At 70.4% G+C, this 16,827-nt stretch carries 13 protein-coding genes and 1 pseudogene; 9 read left to right on the forward strand and 5 right to left on the reverse strand.

Features of this window, described 5'->3' with window-relative positions:
• From GFH48_RS38595 to GFH48_RS18885, 5 genes are all read left to right on the forward strand, one after another.
• Positions 1-477 carry a hypothetical protein gene (locus tag GFH48_RS38595; RefSeq protein WP_194280617.1) on the forward strand — a complete coding sequence of 159 codons (477 nt, stop codon included), beginning with the start codon at positions 1-3 and terminating at the stop codon, positions 475-477.
• A 64-nt stretch (positions 478-541) separates the two neighbouring features.
• Positions 542-1,309, forward strand: coding sequence for a peptidoglycan recognition protein family protein (locus GFH48_RS38600; protein ID WP_194280618.1), 768 nt, complete (start codon positions 542-544; stop codon positions 1,307-1,309).
• Between the two features lie 7 nt (positions 1,310-1,316).
• Positions 1,317-1,499 (forward strand): hypothetical protein, encoded by a 183-nt coding sequence (locus tag GFH48_RS18875; protein ID WP_153289384.1) that lies wholly within the window; start codon positions 1,317-1,319, stop codon positions 1,497-1,499.
• Positions 1,499-1,765: a hypothetical protein gene (locus tag GFH48_RS18880; protein ID WP_153289385.1), complete on the forward strand. Its 267-nt coding sequence runs from the start codon at positions 1,499-1,501 to the stop codon at positions 1,763-1,765. Before GFH48_RS18875 ends, GFH48_RS18880 begins: the two co-directional genes overlap by 1 nt.
• Positions 1,766-2,096: 331 nt before the next feature.
• Entirely contained in the window at positions 2,097-2,870 is a 774-nt protein-coding gene (locus GFH48_RS18885; protein WP_194280619.1) for a phage antirepressor KilAC domain-containing protein, read from the forward strand.
• Positions 2,871-3,105: 235 nt separating this feature from the next.
• Here the strand turns inward: GFH48_RS18885 and GFH48_RS18890 are convergent, their stop codons facing one another.
• From GFH48_RS18890 to ssd, 3 genes and pseudogenes are all read right to left on the reverse strand, one after another.
• Positions 3,106-3,357: a hypothetical protein gene (locus GFH48_RS18890; RefSeq protein WP_153289387.1), complete on the reverse strand. Its 252-nt coding sequence runs from the start codon at positions 3,355-3,357 to the stop codon at positions 3,106-3,108.
• A 681-nt stretch (positions 3,358-4,038) separates the two neighbouring features.
• Positions 4,039-4,776: pseudogene (locus GFH48_RS18895) on the reverse strand (ATPase, T2SS/T4P/T4SS family); the annotation flags it as partial.
• Positions 4,777-5,027: 251 nt separating this feature from the next.
• Positions 5,028-6,122, reverse strand: coding sequence for a septum site-determining protein Ssd (gene ssd, locus GFH48_RS18900; protein ID WP_153289388.1), 1,095 nt, complete (start codon positions 6,120-6,122; stop codon positions 5,028-5,030).
• Between the two features lie 595 nt (positions 6,123-6,717).
• On the opposite strand from ssd, the gene GFH48_RS18905 reads away from it, so the two are divergent.
• On the forward strand, positions 6,718-7,551 hold the full coding sequence (locus GFH48_RS18905) for an HAD family hydrolase (RefSeq protein WP_153289389.1): 834 nt from the start codon (positions 6,718-6,720) through the stop codon (positions 7,549-7,551).
• A gap of 373 nt (positions 7,552-7,924) precedes the next feature.
• On the opposite strand, the gene GFH48_RS18910 is transcribed toward GFH48_RS18905, so the two are convergent.
• Positions 7,925-8,749 carry a Fic family protein gene (locus GFH48_RS18910; RefSeq protein ID WP_153289390.1) on the reverse strand — a complete coding sequence of 275 codons (825 nt, stop codon included), beginning with the start codon at positions 8,747-8,749 and terminating at the stop codon, positions 7,925-7,927.
• A 101-nt stretch (positions 8,750-8,850) separates the two neighbouring features.
• Here GFH48_RS18910 and GFH48_RS18915 point away from each other — a divergent pair, with 101 nt between their 5' ends.
• Positions 8,851-9,831: an ATP-binding protein gene (locus tag GFH48_RS18915; protein WP_153289391.1), complete on the forward strand. Its 981-nt coding sequence runs from the start codon at positions 8,851-8,853 to the stop codon at positions 9,829-9,831.
• Here GFH48_RS18915 and GFH48_RS18920 read toward each other — a convergent pair.
• Positions 9,821-11,092 carry a polysaccharide deacetylase family protein gene (locus GFH48_RS18920; protein WP_153289392.1) on the reverse strand — a complete coding sequence of 424 codons (1,272 nt, stop codon included), beginning with the start codon at positions 11,090-11,092 and terminating at the stop codon, positions 9,821-9,823. The two genes, GFH48_RS18915 and GFH48_RS18920, sit on opposite strands and share 11 nt — an antisense overlap.
• A 333-nt stretch (positions 11,093-11,425) precedes the next feature.
• Between GFH48_RS18920 and GFH48_RS18925 the strand changes: the two genes are divergently transcribed.
• Both GFH48_RS18925 and acs read left to right on the forward strand, forming a co-directional pair.
• Positions 11,426-13,894, forward strand: a complete 2,469-nt coding sequence (locus GFH48_RS18925) for a bifunctional SulP family inorganic anion transporter/carbonic anhydrase (protein WP_153289393.1) — start codon at positions 11,426-11,428, stop codon at positions 13,892-13,894.
• Between the two features lie 925 nt (positions 13,895-14,819).
• On the forward strand, positions 14,820-16,820 hold the full coding sequence (gene acs, locus GFH48_RS18930; protein ID WP_153289394.1) for an acetate--CoA ligase: 2,001 nt from the start codon (positions 14,820-14,822) through the stop codon (positions 16,818-16,820).
• The last annotated feature ends 7 nt before the right edge of the window (positions 16,821-16,827 follow it).

Raw genomic sequence — 16,827 nt, forward strand, 5'->3', positions numbered from 1 at the left:
ATGGTTCTCTACCGGCCCGGCCAACGCCTGACCGATGTGCGGCTGCAGGCGGGCAGCCCGACCGACATCGCCAGCTACACGCCGATCGTCACCAACGGCGGCACGGCCGTCTTCAACATCCAGACCGGGTTCTACTCGATCACCGACATCTGGGTCGACGTCATCGTCTACCTGTCGGTGGGCACGGCCGGTAGCGGCAGCGGCATCGTCATGGTCGACATGCCCACCGCCGTCGACCGCACCATCCGCCAGGCCCTCACGGTCCACGGCGAGACCGTCGGCGTCAACGGCAACGGCGCCAGCACCGGCGGCACGATCCGCGGCGGGGAATGCGCCTTCTTCACCGGCGGATCCGGGGCCCGCTCCGACCGCATCCGCATCGACGACAGCGACGGCGACGGCGAGAACAACCTTCTCGGCGTCGACTTCAAGCTCGGCGGCCTGCTCACCATCCAGGGCCGATACCGCCGAGCCTGACCCCCCACACCTCCCGCCCCGCGCCCTCTGGCCGGGGCTTTTCTCATGCCCGGAAGGGGACTCGATGTCCGATCCCATGACCCCCGCGCAGTGGCGCGCCGCGCTCAAGGCCGAGGGCGTCCGCTTCACCGAGCACGACGGCTGGACAACCAGCGGCCGCGACGCCGCCACGGGCAAGGTCTTCGGCCCGGTCCACGGCGTCCTCAACCACCACACGGCCGGGAGTAACAGCCTGCGTGCCGTCGCCGTGGACGGCGCGCCCAGCCTGCCCGCGCCCCTCGCCCACACGTTCCTGCCCAAGTCGGGCATCGCAGTCCTGGTGTCCTGCCACCGCGCCAACCACGCGGGCCTGGCCGCCGCGAACGTGATCGCCGCGCTCACCGCCGAGAAGACCCTGCCCAAGCAGGACAAGTCCTCGACCGTCGACGGCAACGACTGCCTCTACGGAGTCGAGACCGAGAACCTCGGCAACGGCACCGACACCTACACCCGCGCCCAGTACGACGCGTGGGTCCGGTGGAACGCCGCGATCTGCCGCCACCACGCCTGGGGTGCGGGCTCGGTCGCCGGCCACCTGGAGACCAGCGTCGAGGGGAAGATCGACCCGAAGGGCCCCGTCGAGGGCTACGGCACGCGCGGCCGGTTCGTCTTCAGCATGGGCCAGCTGCGCGCCGACGTCGCCGAGCGGCTCAAGCACCCCGCGTCCTGGTCGCCGCCGACCACCACCACTCCTCCGCCGGCCCCGAAGCCGACCACGGAGGAACGTCTCTCCGCTCTGGAGACGACCGTCACCGCGCAGGGCAAGCGCATCGCTGCCCTCGAATCGAAGTGAGGACCTCATGAGGATCGCCAGCATCGCCAAGTCGCTGCTCGCCGGTCTCGCGGCCGGATCCGCGGCCGCCGTCACCGCCGTGCAGGACAACGTCCTCACCACCGGGGAGGGCGTCACCATCGTCCTCGCTGTCCTCGGCGCGTGGGGCATCACCTACGCGGTCCCGAACCGCAAGACCCCGGGCGCCTGATGGGCACCCCGGTCCCGGACCCGGGCGTCTTCATCAGCAGCGGCCAGATGTACCAGGAGTTGAGATCCCTGAGCGATGGCGTGACCCGGGTCGAGACCAAACTCGACGGCATCGGCCAGGGCCTCACCGAACTCGGCAAGGATGTTGCCGACCACGAGAGCCGTCTCCGTACTCTCGAACGGGCCCGGTGGCCCATGCCCACGATCGGCGTCCTCGCCGGTCTCGCTGGCGCCGCGACCGGTGCCGTCGCCCTCTTTGCCCGATGACAGCGGCCTCGCCCTCCCCGTGTGGGAGGGCGAGGCCGCTTTTCGTGCGTCCGGGGCCAGCGCCTCGGAATGCTCCGTTCGCGCACGTTCCACCATCTGGCACTGCGGAGTCGGACCGACCAAGGAGCCGTGGCGCGCGGAAGCGGATGCTTCGTCAGGAGTCGGATGAGACTGGGGATTTGTCATCCGCGATTACATACCGCAACACGCCGAGGGTGTACTTCACACGGAGTAGTCTTGTAACGCTCGGATGACGAACGTCCGAGCGGCAATACGTGTTGGCCCCCGCGCGGGTACCACCGCCGGGGGCACGGACTCAAGGGAGAAAGCCTTGACTCAGTTCCAACATAACGCGCCTGAGCCGGAGAACAACACCCGGGGCGCGCTCCAGTTGTTCGACGTGTCCGGAGCGGACATCCGTTTCGGCCAGACTGAACACGGCACCCCCTACGCGGTTGCCGCTGACTTCGCGAAGGCCATGGGGTACGCCCGGACGCAGAGTGCCACTGATCTCCTCGACGAGGAGGAGAAGGGTTACGCCCAGGCCGTAACCCCTGGCGGCACCCAGCGTCTTGCCGTCATCTACGAGGACGGCATGTGGGAGCTGATCTTCCGCAGCACCCTTCCCGGGGCGAAAGCGATCAAGACCCGGGTGAAGGCGATCCTCAAGGAGATCCGCGAGACCGGCCGGTACGACGCCACCGTCGACGTCCCGCAGGACTACGAGCAGGCACTCGTCCACCTCCTCGACAAGGTCCGCGAGAACAAGGCACTGGAGGCCGAGAACAAGGTCCTCGCGCCGAAGGCCGGCAAGTGGGATGAGTTCCTCAGCGCCGAGGGACTCATCGGGATGCGGGAGACCGCGGACCTGTTCCACCTCGACGTGCGAACCCTGACGGCATGGCTCGTCGAGATTGGCGTGTTCCGCAAGCAGGTCTCCCGGAGTGGTGGCGCGCGGAACCTGCCGCGCAAGGCATACCAGGACTCGGGGCACTTCGAGGTGAAGATGGAGACGAAGAACGGGTTCCGGTTCCCTGTCGCTTACGCGACTGGCACCGGGCTCGACTTCATCGACGACCGTCGGAAGGCGCACGCCGCCGCCTGATTCATTGCGCTGGCCCGGTCGATCGATACGGCGACGTCCGGCGAGTGCCAGACCTGCGGGGAGGCGGTGGCCGGCCCCGAGGACCGGACGCTGCCTCAGTTGACCCGCGAGCTCCGGCTGACGCTCGCCCAGCTGCTGGAGGGGCGGGCCGCTGACGATGACGACGACCTCGGAGACCTGGGCTCCCCCGACTGCCTGGCTGAGGTCGTGCGTCTCCTCCAACTCGTCGTCCCCACTACTCACTTTGGTCACCGGTCTCGGACGGCCGCTCGCCAAGGTGAGGGTCGTCGAACACTCGGACCTCCCACCACTCCTGAAAGACGTGCGGCTCGTTCCTCTTGGGGAGCGCAATGCGCCGTACCTGAATGCCCGTGCCGAGCATCTCGGCGCCTTCCATGAAGCGGGTTACGTCGCTGATGTCCTGCGTCAGGAGCAACTTGGTCTGCCGCGGGTTCTTGACGTATCCGCCAGTGGGGTCTTCGGGCACCGCCGCCTCCTTGATGGGTCGCTCCTGCCAGGCTGCCAGGCGGACACGCGAGGGACGGCGGGTTTGCAGAGAAGCCACGCTTCCGCGCTCGGCGATCAATCGGGTCCCGGCCGGACGCCGATCCGGCCGGGGCCAGGCGCTTCTCGAAAGCTTCTGGCCCCGCACCGGATCACGATGCGGGGCCAGAAGCCGAGTCGGGACTAAAGTGGGATGGCCACCTGCTGGTCACCAACTCTTGGCAGGGTTAAGCGAAGTAACGCGACGCAACGATCACCAGGCACACCAAGGCACTGATGATCACTGCAGTGGCCAGCAGGATGGCGATAACTCGGCCTGGACGACCGCGCTTCTCGGCGGCCCATCGGACCGTCTCCCAATACCTTTCGATCCAGCCCGTATGCGAACTCAAGCGGTTGGCTCCTTCGGCTACTTCCGGCCAGCTACCTGGGCGTTCGCCTGAAAAAGGCATGGTTCGCCTAAGGCAGCGGGGGCCGGGATGAGGGGGAACTATGGCGCTCTTGCGTCTAGTTCGTCGAGGACCCTAGTCGAAGCTCAGGGCAAACGCCTCGCCCGGAGCCCCGATGAGAGCCCAATGGATGAACCCCCATCACATCCGCCGAGAAACTCCGTTTGTCCTGTGGGTACTAAGTGTTAGTGGAGTCATAGATAGAACTTGGGGTTGCCCGAACCGGTGCCTCCGCTGATCAGGAAGGACAGCCGGGCCTCCAGCAGGGCCCGTAGGACACGGTCCCCGCCGGGCGGCACCGTGCCCGCGGCCACCAGCTCGTCGAGTGTGAACGCGCGCGGTCGTACGACGCGCAGCGACAGGCAGGTGGAGCCGACGGCGACCGGTGGCAGCACCGCGTGCAGCCGGGTGCCGTCCGGCAGCCGGGCGTCGACCCAGGGGCGCGCGTCGTCGAGTCTCCGTCCGGCCACGGCCGCGAGACGCTGCGCGAGGCGTCGTACGGCCGCCGCGTCCGGGAAGGAGACGGCCGTCAGTTCCAGACCGCCGCCCCGGTCGACCCAGACCCGGTCGGGCGCCGACACCAGGACGTCGGTGACCGACGGGTCGGCGAGCAACGGTTCCAGAGGTCCGCTGCCGACCAGCTCGGAGCGCAACTGCCGGGCCGCTCCGAGTACTTCCGCGTCGCCGAGGACGCGGCCCTGCGCGCGCAGGGCCTGTGCCACGCGTGCCGGAGTGGGCTCCGACCCGCTCTCGGCCAGCCACTGCCGCACACCGTCCAACAACTCCGTACGACCCGTGTGCCCGGCGTGCCCCGTGCGTCCGGCGCGCACCGTGTGCTCGGCGTGCCCCGTGTGTCCCACGGCACCTGACGGTCCGGGCCGCCCGTCCGGCGCCACGGACCCCGTACGCCCACGCGGCCCCGCCGGACCTGACGTTCTTGCTGGTCCTGACATTCCTGGTGGCCCGGGCGGTGCTTGCGGTCGTGACAGTCCTCGCGGTGCCTGACCTACCTGCGTTCCTGGCGGTGCCTGCACCACCGCCATCCACGGCGACGCCGCAGGCCCCGTCGGTCCCGCCGGTGCCCCTGTCGGTCCCGCCGGTGCCGTCCGTCGTGTCGGTCCTGTCGGATCATCCCCGGCCCTGTCCGGTGGCGTGGATCCGCTCCGGGCCGCCGCTCGGCGCGTCCCCGCACCGGTGTCCCGGTTCACGCGGCCCCGCCCTCCCCCGCCACCCGCTCCCAGAAGGCGCTGCAGAACCGGGCGAGCGGCCCCCGGACCGCTCCCCCGGGTGGCACACCGGCGTCCGGCAGCGGGGATTCGGCGGGCACTTCACCGACCAGAGGGAGCCCGAGCAGCCGGGCCACCTCGCGGTCGTCGAGTCCGGGAGCGTAGGGACCCCGGACCGCCACGCGCAGATCGCGCAGGACCATGCCGACCGCCGACGCCACCCGTCCGGCCGCCGCGATCGCGCGGAGGTCGGCGGGGACCACCAGCACCCCGAGGTCGAGCTGGGCGAGGGCCTCCGCGACGCCGTCGTCGATGCGGCGGGGCAGGTCCACGACCACCGCGCCGCCCCGCCGCCGGGCCGCGGCCAGAACGGCGCGGACCGCTTGCGACGGAATGACGACGGAGTCACCTCGATCCCAGCTGAGGACGCGCAGCGCGTGCAGTTCGGGCAGGGACTCCTCCAGCGCGCCGCCGCCGACCCGGCCGCGAGAGGCGGCGAACGCCGGCCAGCGCAGGCCCTCCACCGCCTCTCCGCCGAGCAGTACGTCGAGTCCGCCACCCAGGGGATCGGCGTCCACGAGCAGGGTGCGGCGTCCCTCGCGCGCCGAGGTGACGGCGAGCGCGCAGGCGAGCGTGGACGCTCCCGCCCCGCCCCGGCCGCCGATCACCCCCACCGTGAGCGCGGGCCGGCCCACGCCCTCGGCCACGTCGGCGATGCGGTCGACCAGCCACTGCTCGCCGTCGGGCAGCATCAGGACATGGTCGGCGCCGATCTCGACGGCCCGCCGCCAGACGCCCGAGTCGTCCTGGTCGCGCCCGACCAGCACCACTCCGCGCCTGCGCACGGCACCGCGCACCCGCCGGGCGGCGTCGTCGCCGACGAGCACCAGCGGTGCCGTCTCCCAGCCGCCCACGCGCTCCGGCACACCGTGGTGCACCTCCGGCCTCGCTCCTGCCGCCGCGCACAGGCGCAGCAGGTCATCGAGGAGTTCGACGTCCTCCGTGACGATCAATGGTCCGCCCTGCCGCCCGTCGGCGGCGGGTGGCACGTCGTGTGTGATGGCTCCCGCCACGATCTCCAGCCCCCTTCGCTGCTCCTTGCGCGGAGTCGCAGGGTTCCCTGCGGACCCGCGATTCCCACCCGTGTGGAGAACCGGCCTGCGGCCTCCCTATGAACGGCCGATACGAACCGGCCGAACGCGTCCCACAAACGGAACCGGCCGTGAACTCGCCGCGAGGAACTCGCCGCGAGCGGGACGCGCTGGAATCACGGTGCAGCGATCGGGAAAATCGTGTGGATCTTGGTCGATAACTGTGGACAACTCAGTGGTTGTGAATATCGCCTTCACCCATACCGGAAGCCCGTGCGCGACTTTCACAGAGCAGCGTCACGACTACACACGGTGACGAATCTTGGGTACGCGAAAGAGGCCGCCGCAGCGGTGGCAACAGGGTTCCGGGGTCGCGCAGGAGGGGGTGAAAACCCATCCGGACATGCGACGACCCCCGCCGGGGGGGAGAGCGGGGGTCGTCCCCACGGCCGACTCGGGGGGGGAGGAGTCGGACCGGGTTAGCACGGTCGCGAACGATCCGTGACTTCCATGGTGTACCCGAGAGCCTTCTCAGGCAAACCCACACGCCCCACACTAGCCCGAATGGCGGGCGCCTATGCTCGGGCTCGTGGAAAACCACTCCTTGCCTCGCACGGCAGCCTTCTTTGACCTGGACAAGACGGTCATTGCGAAGTCGAGCACGCTCACGTTCAGCAAGTCGTTCTACCAAGGCGGACTGATCAACCGCAGGGCCGTCCTGCGTACCGCGTACGCCCAGTTCGTGTTCATGGCGGGTGGTGCGGACCACGACCAGATGGAGCGGATGCGCGCCTACCTGTCCGCGCTCTGCCGCGGCTGGAACGTCCAGCAGGTCAAGGAGATGGTCGCCGAGACGCTGCACGACCTGATCGACCCGATCATCTACGACGAGGCCGCCTCGCTCATCGAGGAGCACCACACCGCCGGACGCGACGTCGTGATCGTGTCCACGTCGGGCGCGGAGGTGGTCGAGCCCATCGGGGAGCTGCTCGGCGCCGACCGGGTGGTGGCCACCCGGATGGTCGTGGGCGAGGACGGCTGCTTCACCGGGGAGGTGGAGTACTACGCCTACGGGCCGACGAAGGCCGAGGCCGTGAGGGAACTGGCCGAGTCCGAGGGGTACGACCTCGCGCGGTGCTACGCGTACAGCGACTCCGCGACGGACGTCCCGATGCTGGAGTCCGTCGGGCACCCCCACGCGGTGAATCCGGACCGCGCGCTGCGGCGCGAGGCGACCGCGCGCGGGTGGCCCGTGCTGGACTTCCACCGCCCGGTGCGGCTCAAGCAGCGGCTGCCCGCGCTGTCGGTGCCGCAGCGTCCGGCGCTCGTCGCGGCGGCGGCGATAGGAGCGGCGGCGGCCACGGCGGGGCTCGTCTGGTACGCGAGCAGGCGGCGCGCCACCGCACTGTGAGGCTGCCGCGCGGGCGGGCGTCCCGCAGGCGCGCAGGGCGCAATTCCCGCCCGATTCGCAGCCCTTTGAACCTAAAAGTAAAGAAGTGCGGCCAGGGGTTCCGCTTGCCCCGGACCAGGAGTACAAAGGGTTTAACGGCCCGCGAGACCAAGGACATCCGAAAGGATCGCCTTAAAACTCAACCAAGGCCCCACGGACCGAGCATGTACACCAAGAACCCACGCGACGTCGACCCGTCGATTACGGGCCAGCCGCACCAGGTGACGGGCAGCAGTTCCCGACCTGATGGGCGAACATCGAGGACGCTTGGTAACCCGGTGAGCATGCCAGCGGCGGTACGAGAACTCGTACCGCCGCAACCCTGTTCCGGGACCTACGCGGCCCCGCGCTGAAGCGCCTCGCAGACGGCCGTCGACTCCCTGGCCCCCAGTCCGACCGCCTTGCCGCAGTGCGCGATCCAGGCCGCCATACCCTGCGGGGTACCGGAGACATAGCCTTCCAGGGCCGCCAGATAGCCCGCGCGGCCCAGTTCGGCGTGACCGACCTCCGCCGGACAGACCGACTTCGGGTCGAGGCCGCTGCCGATCAGCACGATGCGCTCCGCCGCACGGGCGACCAGCCCGTTGTGGGTCCCGAAAGCGCGCAGAGCGAGCAGTTCGCCGTGCACGACGGCCGCCGTGACCAGTGCCGGGGCCGAGCCTCCGGCGATGATCAGCCGAGAGAGCCCCTCCAGCCGGCCCGCCACCTCGGCCGCGCCCGGCAGCGGAAGTTCGACGAGCGGCTCGTGGACGGGTTCGCCGTCCTGGCGCGGCCTGCCGACCGCGTCCTCCCCGTCCGCGGCCGCGACGAGATGCAGCCGCGCCAGCACCCGCAGCGGCGACTGCCGCCAGATGGAGAGGAGTTGGCCCGCTTCTGCGGTCAGCCGGAGGGCGGCCCCGACCGTGCGGGCCTCGTCGTCCCCGCTGAAGTCGGTGCGGCGGCGCACCTCTTCGAGGGCCCAGTCGGCGCCGGACAGCGCCGCGGAGCCGCGTGCGCCACGCAGCGCGGCCTCGGAGGTGATCTCGTTGCTGCGACGTCGCATGATCCGGTGCCCGTAGACCCGGTCCACCGCCTTGCGGACGGACTCCACGGATTCGGCCACCCCGGGCAGCGAGGCCAGGGTCGCGAGCGGATCGGCGGTCGCGCCTGTCGTACTCATGAGTACGACACTACGCACCCCTGCCGCCGGGCCCACGAAGGAGTGGTCTTCTTCACCCCACCCGAACACCCTGCGCTATCAATCGACTACCCTTGGTGAACATGAAAATTGCTTTCGTGGGGAAGGGCGGCAGCGGCAAGACCACGCTGTCGGCCCTGTTCATCCGTCATCTCGCGGCCTCGGGCGCGCCCGTCGTCGCGGTGGACGCGGACATCAACCAGCACCTCGGGGCGGCGCTCGGGCTCGACGAGGAGGTGGCCGTCGGACTGCCCGCCATGGGCGCGCGACTGCCCCTGATCAAGGACTACCTGCGCGGTTCCAACCAACGGATCGCGTCCGCGGCGACGATGATCAAGACGACCCCGCCCGGCGAGGGTTCACGGCTGCTGCGGGTGGGCGAGAACAATCCCGTGTACGACGCCTGCGCGCGGCCCGTGGAACTCGACGGCGGCGACGCCCGTTTGATGGTCACCGGCCCGTTCACCGAGGCCGATCTGGGAGTGTCCTGCTACCACTCCAAGACAGGCGCGGTGGAGCTCTGCCTGAACCATCTCGTCGACGGCCGGAGCGAGTACGTCGTCGTCGACATGACCGCCGGTTCCGACTCCTTCGCGTCCGGCATGTTCACCCGCTTCGACATGACGTTCCTCGTCGCCGAGCCGACCCGGAAGGGCGTCTCCGTCTATCGCCAGTACAAGGACTACGCCCGCGACTTCGACGTCGCCCTGAAGGTCGTCGGCAACAAGGTGCAGGGCCAGGACGACATCGACTTCCTCCGCGCCGAGGTCGGTGACGACCTGCTGGTCACCGTCGGGCACTCGGACTGGGTGCGCGCCATGGAGAAGGGCCGCCCGCCCCGGTTCGAGCACCTGGAGGACGCCAACCGCCGGTCCCTGAGCGCCCTGCAGGCCGCCGCGGACGCCACGTACGAACTGCGGGACTGGGAGCGCTACACGCGCCAGATGGTGCACTTCCACCTGAAGAACGCGAACAGTTGGGGCAACGAGAGGACCGGGGCGGACCTGGCGGCGCAGATCGACCCCGGTTTCGTACTGGGTGAGGGGCTGGTGGCTACGGCCTGACCGCCGGCGCCCCGGGGACGCCCTTCGGGGCGGGGGCGGGGCGGCCGGAGAGGAAGGACGCCCAGCCCTGCTTGGGGGCCTCCCCGACGTTGAGGCCACGCAGCCTGTCGAGCGTGGCCGGGTCCTGGACGTCGAGCCAGTCGGCGAGTCCGCGGAACGAGACACAGCGGACGCCGGCCTTGTTGCACACGTTCTCGATGACCTGGTCGAGGGCGCGCATGTAGGTGCCGCCGTTCCAGGACTCGAAGTGGTTGCCGATGACCAGCGGGGCGCGGTTGCCGCCGTAGGCGCGCCGGAACCCCTTGAGCAGGCTGTCACGGAGCTGGTTGCCCCAGTACTCCCGTTTGGCGGGGTCCCCCTCGGTCTGGGTGCCCGACTGGTCGACCATGAAGTTGTAGTCCGTGGTGAGCTGCTCGCCGGAGTGTCCGGCGAAGGGCACGAGCTGCATGGACAGGTCCCACAGGCCGCCCTTCTTCTTGGGCCAGACCTGGTTGTCGACACCGCTGGTGTCGTAGCGCAGGCCCAGCTGCCGGGCCGCCTTCACGAAGTTCTTCTGACCCTCCAGGCAGGGCGTGCGGGCGCCGATGAGCTCCTTGTCGTAGTCGAAGGGCAGTGAGGGGGCTGTCTTCATGCCCGTGTTGGTCTTCCAGGACTTCACGAACGACTTCGCCTGGGCGATCTCGCTCTTCCACTCCTCGACCGACCACTCGCCGACGCCGCCCCCGGGACCGCAGAAGTGGCCGTTGAAGTGCGTACCGATCTCGTTGCCCTCCAGCCACGCGCCGCGCAGCTGCTGGACCGTGTTCCTGATGCCCTCGTCGTCGTTGAAGCCGATCTCCGAGGTGCCCGGCGAGTGCTGTGGCGGCCTGTACAGGTCGCGCTTGGCCTCCGGCAGCAGGTAGACGCCGCTCAGGAAGTACGTCATCGTCGCCCGGTTGGCCCTGGCGATCTTCCGGAAGTGCGAGAAGAGCTTCTGGCTGCCCTCACCGGCGCCGTCCCAGGAGAACACCACGAACTGCGGGGGCTTCTCCCCGCGCCTCAGCCTCTCGGGTCTGGGCAGGTGCGGCTGCGCCCCGGTGTACTCGGTGGAACCGTCACCGATCAGCCCGATGGCGTTCCGGGGTGCCGGAGCCCCCGCCGCCGCCTTCGCACCGTGCGCACCCTCCCTGGAACCGGTGGTGCCGCTCGCGCAACCGGCGAGCGCCACGGCGCAGACCGCGGCGAGTGCCACCCCCGCGGCGGTCCTCTGGGTGACGGCCATCTCCGCCCACCTTCTTCCTCGGGTCGGGGCAACGCCGTCGAGGGCGTCGTGGGAGATCTGCAGCGAATACCGACAGCGCCGCCAAGGTCGCACGAGGCCGAGACCGAATAAATACGACAAGCCGACTCAAAGAACCATTCACCCTTGAGAGTGACTTGTTGCCCCAATTGCGCCCAATGTCCACACGATGCCTTTACTCTGCATTACGATCTATTTACCGAGCGTTGAAGATCCCGCCGCTGCACGCCGTGACCCACGGCCGCGATCCGCCCCCGCCTCCCTGGCTTGGGGGACCACTTGTTCCGCGACCGCGCCGCCCCGGAGGAGACGGGAATGTCTGCCTGCGTCCCCACCCGCGCCACCGACTCGACTCGGCCGAAGCGCATCCACCCACCCCACAGCCGTCCGCCGCTTCCGCCCCGCCGATTCCGTATCGCGGGAGCCGATCTGTCGGCCTCGATCGCGGTCTTCCTGATCGCACTGCCCCTGTCCCTGGGTATCGCCCTGGCCACCGGCGCACCGCTCCAGTCGGGCCTGGTCGCCGCCGCCGTGGGCGGAATCGTCGCCGGCCGGCTCGGCGGTTCACCGCTCCAGGTGAGCGGGCCCGCCGCCGGGCTCACGGTCGTCACCGCCGAGCTCATCCACCGCTACGGATGGCGCACGACCTGCGCCATCACCGTTCTCGCCGGAATCGCCCAACTGGGTCTCGGCTGTCTGCGCGTGGCCCGCACGGCGCTCGCCGTCAGTCCCGCCATCGTGCACGGCATGCTCGCCGGGATCGGCGTGACCATCGCCGTGGCCCAGCTGCACGTCGTGCTGGGCGGCACCCCCCAGAGCTCCGTCCTCGGGAACTTCCGCGCACTGCCCGCCCAGTTGGCGCGCGTACATCCCGGGGCGGTGTCGATGAGCCTGCTGACACTGGCGCTCCTGTTCGCCTGGCCGCGGATTCCCGGCCGGGTCGGACACGTCCTGCGCACCGTTCCGGCCGCGCTCGTCGCCGTCGCCGGGGCCACCGCGACCGCCTCACTCTGCGGGCTGGTCCTGCCCAAGGTCGACCTGCCGTCCTGGAGCAGTCACGCTCTTGCCGGGCTGCCCGAGGGGCCGGTGCTCGGGATCGCCGCCTCGGTCCTCACCATCACGCTGGTGTGCAGTGTGCAGTCGCTGCTCGGTGCCGTGGCCGTGGACAAACTGGTTGCCGGACGGCCCGACTTGCAGGCCCGGGTCGGCCGCTCCCGCCTGGACCGGGAGCTGCTCGGGCAGGGCGCCGCGAACGCCGTCTCCGGCGCGCTCGGCGGGCTGCCCGTCGCCGGGGTCGCCGTCCGCAGTTCGGCGAATGTGCAAGCCGGTGCCGTGAGCCGGAACTCCACGATGCTGCACGGCGTTTTCGTAGTGATCGCCGCGCTGCTGATGGTCCCGATCCTGGAGCTGATCCCCCTCGCGTCGCTCGCCGCCCTGGTGATGGCCGTCGGCATCCAGATGGTCTCCCTGCACCACATCCGCACGGTCACCCGCCACCGCGAAGTACTGGTGTACGTGGTCACCACGCTCGGCGTCGTACTCGCCGGCGTCCTGGAGGGCGTCGCACTGGGGGTCGCCGTGGCCGTCGTCGTCGCCATGCACCGCCTCGCGCGCACTCGCATCACCCACGAGGAAAGAGGAGGGGTCCATCACATCCACGTCTGCGGCCAGTTGACCTTCCTCGCGGTGCCCAGGCTCAGCCGCGCCCTGCATCTGGTGCCCCGAGGCGCCCGCGCCGTGGTCGAGTTGGACGGCTCGTTCATGGACCACGCGGCGTACGAGTCACTGCACGACTGGCAGCAGGGGCACTCGGCACAGGGCGGCACGGTCGAGCTGACCGGACGGGCCGGTGCCCGGATCGCCGAACCCTCCCACTCGCCCCACTGCCGTTGCCGGCCCTGGACTCCCTGGCGCAACCACTACTGCGAGCCCTCCGCCAACCCGCAGTCCGTCTCCCCCGACGCCCGGTCGGACGACTTTGGCGAACCGGGCGAACCGGGCGGGCCGAGCGGGCCGTACGCGGCCGGCCCTTCCGGCGACTCCGGCGGGCCGCGCGAAGCGGAGGATTCCTCCGGGCAGCGCGGGCCGGGCGGTCACCGCGGACACGGCGACCACCAACTCGCCCGCGGCATCAGCGCGTTCCAGCGCAACACCGCGCCCCTGGTACGGGACGAGCTGGCGCGGCTGGCGCGGGAAGGGCAGCAGCCGTCGCAGCTGTTCCTGACCTGCGCCGACTCGCGGCTCGTCACCTCGATGATCACGTCCAGTGGCCCCGGCGACCTCTTCGTCGTACGCAACGTGGGCAACCTCGTACCGGAGCCCGGGGAGGAGAGCGGGGACGACTCGGTCGCGGCGGCGATCGAGTACGCGGTCGACGTGCTGCGGGTGCGGTCCATCACGGTGTGCGGGCACTCGGGGTGCGGGGCGATGCAGGCCCTGCTGAACTCGGAGCCCGGCGGAACGCAGACACCCCTCAAGCGGTGGCTGCGGCACGGACTGCCGAGCCTGCGCCGGATGGCCGCCAAGGACAGGCCGTGGGCCCAGCTCTCCGGACGGGAACCGGCCGACGCGGTGGAACAGCTGTGTCTGACCAACGTGGTACAGCAGTTGGAGCATCTCCGGGCCCACGACTCCGTGACGCGGGCCCTGCGCGAGGGCACGCTCGAACTCCACGGGATGTACTTCCACGTCGGCGAGGCACAGGCGTATCTGCTGGTCGACCGTGACGGCGACGAGCTTTTCGACCACGTCGGAGCGGCGGAGGATCTGCGCCGTCCCGTGTGACCCCGTCGTGGTGCGCGGCCCTGGTCGGCGGGGTCGCGCACCATCCGCCGGCCCTACCGGGCGCGGGCCGAACGGGTGTATTCGGTCGGGGGCGGCGCGCCGGTCGGCACACGCAATCACCCGCGCGCCACGCCAACGGGCTCCGCGGCGCCGACCCTCCCACCACCGGTTCCCTCACCACCGGTTCCGTCGCCGCAGGTTCCCTCGCCGCAGGCCCCCTTGCCACCGCCTTCCGTCCCGCCCAGCCCCGTCGCCGCATTCCGCGCCGACCCTCCGGTCGGAGGCTCGCACTGCCAGCCCCGGTCGCCCCGGCCGCCTGGGTCACCGGCCTGGCGCCGCTTGCCCCGGTCTCCCCCCTCCCCGCCCCGGCCTTCCCCGCCCGGACCTCTGCACCGTGGCCTTCCCGCCAGGACCTTCCCACCGTGGCCTTCCCCCACAGACCGTCCTCGCGCCCCCGACTCCACGCCCCGTCACTCCGCACACCCGGGCTCCACGCACCCCGGCTTCGCACGCCCCGGCTCCACGCACCCCGGCTTCGCACACCTCGGCCCGTCCGGCCCGGGCGACGGGCCCGCCGACAGCGGGGAGGGCGGGGACGACGGCCCGCGACCCCGTGCCCGTCCGAACGTGTGCCGCTCCGCGCCGGGTCGCTCCCGGCGTCGTCGGGTGAACCCGGGCGCGGGACTGTCCGTGCCTCGGAGTACGGCGTCGCTGCCACGCAGGGACCGCGCCGGGGCGGAGTCGCCCTCACCGCCGACCGCGACCGCGCGGTCGCGGTCCGAGGCGCACCCCTGAACGACGTGGAAGAACCGCTGGAGGAACACTGAAGGACGACTGAAGGACCACCGAACATGCCCAGGCCCCTAACAGGTCTAAACCAATTTTGGATCGACTCTTGTCATCAGGGCCCCCGGTCTGATGAGCTGTGGCCTGGGACACAACGGACACCCTGGGAAAGGGAGATGTCGTGAGCAACGAAAGCCTGGCCAACCTGCTGAAGGAAGAGCGCAGGTTCGCGCCCCCCGCCGACCTGGCGGCGAACGCCAACGTCACCGCGGAGGCGTATGAGCAGGCCAAGGCTGACAGGCTCGGCTTCTGGGCCGAGCAGGCCCGCCGCCTGACCTGGGCCACCGAGCCGACCGAGACGCTGGACTGGTCGAACCCGCCGTTCGCCAAGTGGTTCGCCGACGGGAAACTGAACGTCGCGTACAACTGCGTGGACCGGCACGTGGAGGCCGGGAACGGTGACCGGGTCGCCCTCCACTTCGAGGGCGAGCCGGGTGACAGCCGCGCGATCACCTACGCCGAGCTGAAGGACGAGGTGTCGAAGGCCGCCAACGCGCTGACCGAGCTGGGCGTGGGCAAGGGCGACCGGGTCGCCGTCTATCTGCCGATGATCCCCGAGGCCGTCGTCGCGATGCTGGCCTGTGCCCGGATCGGGGCCGCGCACTCGGTCGTCTTCGGCGGGTTCTCCGCGGACGCGATCGCCACCCGCATCCAGGACGCCGACGCCAAGCTGGTCATCACCTCCGACGGTGGTTACCGCCGCGGCAAGCCGTCCGCGCTCAAGCCGGCCGTGGACGACGCGGTGAGCCGGGTCGACGGGGTCGACAAGGTGCTGGTGGTGCGCCGTACGGGGCAGGAGGTCGACTGGACCGAGGGCCGCGACGTCTGGTGGCACGAGATCGTCGACCGTCAGTCCGCCGAGCACACGCCGGAGGCGTTCGACGCCGAGCAGCCGCTGTTCATCCTGTACACGTCCGGGACGACGGGAAAGCCCAAGGGCATCCTGCACACCTCGGGCGGCTACCTCACGCAGGCCTCGTACACCCACCACGCCGTCTTCGACCTCAAGCCGGAGACCGACGTCTACTGGTGCACGGCCGACATCGGCTGGGTCACCGGGCACTCGTACATCACGTACGGGCCGCTCTCGAACGGTGCGACGCAGGTGATGTACGAGGGGACGCCGGACACCCCGCACCAGGGGCGGTTCTGGGAGATCGTGCAGAAGTACGGGGTGACGATTCTCTACACCGCGCCCACCGCGATCCGTACGTTCATGAAGTGGGGCGACGACATCCCCGCGAAGTTCGACCTGTCCTCGCTGCGGGTCCTCGGGTCCGTGGGTGAGCCCATCAACCCCGAGGCGTGGATCTGGTACCGCAAGCACATCGGGGCGGACCGGACGCCGATCGTGGACACGTGGTGGCAGACCGAGACCGGCGCGATGATGATCTCGCCGCTGCCGGGGGTCACCGAGACCAAGCCCGGGTCGGCACAGCGGCCGCTGCCGGGCATCTCGGCGACGGTCGTCGACGACGAGGCCCAGGAGGTCCCCAACGGGGGTGGCGGGTACCTCGTGCTGACCGAGCCGTGGCCGTCGATGCTGCGGACGATCTGGCGCGACGACCAGCGGTTCCTCGACACGTACTGGTCCCGGTTCGAGGGCAAGTACTTCGCCGGGGACGGCGCCAAGAGGGACGAGGACGGCGACATCTGGCTGCTGGGCCGCGTCGACGACGTGATGCTCGTGTCCGGGCACAACATCTCGACGACCGAGGTCGAGTCGGCGCTCGTGTCGCATCCGGCGGTCGCCGAGGCCGCGGTGGTCGGCGCTGCGGACGAGACGACCGGGCAGGCGATCGTGGCGTTCGTGATCCTGCGGGGTACGGCCTCCGCGGACGACCCGGGGCTCGTCGCCGAGCTGCGCAACCACGTGGGCACGACGCTGGGGCCGATCGCCAAGCCCAAGCGGGTGCTGCCGGTCGCGGAGCTGCCGAAAACCCGGTCCGGGAAGATCATGCGGCGGCTGCTGCGTGACGTCGCCGAGAACCGGGAGCTCGGGGATGTCACCACGCTCACGGACTCCACGGTGATGGAGCTGATCCAGGAGAAGCTGCCGGCGGCACCCAGCGAGGACTGAGAGCCCA

This window comes from Streptomyces fagopyri (assembly GCF_009498275.1).
GTDB classification, from domain to species: Bacteria; Actinomycetota; Actinomycetes; order Streptomycetales; family Streptomycetaceae; genus Streptomyces; species Streptomyces fagopyri.

What these genes read in the sequence shown, in the direction of transcription:
- GFH48_RS38595 (WP_194280617.1), top strand. Translation starts at nt 1, where the DNA reads ATGGTTCTCTACCGGCCCGGCCAACGCCTGACCGATGTGCGGCTGCAG.
- GFH48_RS38600 (WP_194280618.1), top strand. Translation starts at nt 542, where the DNA reads ATGTCCGATCCCATGACCCCCGCGCAGTGGCGCGCCGCGCTCAAGGCC.
- GFH48_RS18875 (WP_153289384.1), top strand. Translation starts at nt 1,317, where the DNA reads ATGAGGATCGCCAGCATCGCCAAGTCGCTGCTCGCCGGTCTCGCGGCC.
- GFH48_RS18880 (WP_153289385.1), top strand. Translation starts at nt 1,499, where the DNA reads ATGGGCACCCCGGTCCCGGACCCGGGCGTCTTCATCAGCAGCGGCCAG.
- GFH48_RS18905 (WP_153289389.1), top strand. Translation starts at nt 6,718, where the DNA reads ATGCTCGGGCTCGTGGAAAACCACTCCTTGCCTCGCACGGCAGCCTTC.
- GFH48_RS18910 (WP_153289390.1), bottom strand. Translation starts at nt 8,749, where the DNA reads ATGAGTACGACAGGCGCGACCGCCGATCCGCTCGCGACCCTGGCCTCG.
- GFH48_RS18915 (WP_153289391.1), top strand. Translation starts at nt 8,851, where the DNA reads ATGAAAATTGCTTTCGTGGGGAAGGGCGGCAGCGGCAAGACCACGCTG.
- GFH48_RS18920 (WP_153289392.1), bottom strand. Translation starts at nt 11,092, where the DNA reads ATGGCCGTCACCCAGAGGACCGCCGCGGGGGTGGCACTCGCCGCGGTC.
- GFH48_RS18925 (WP_153289393.1), top strand. Translation starts at nt 11,426, where the DNA reads ATGTCTGCCTGCGTCCCCACCCGCGCCACCGACTCGACTCGGCCGAAG.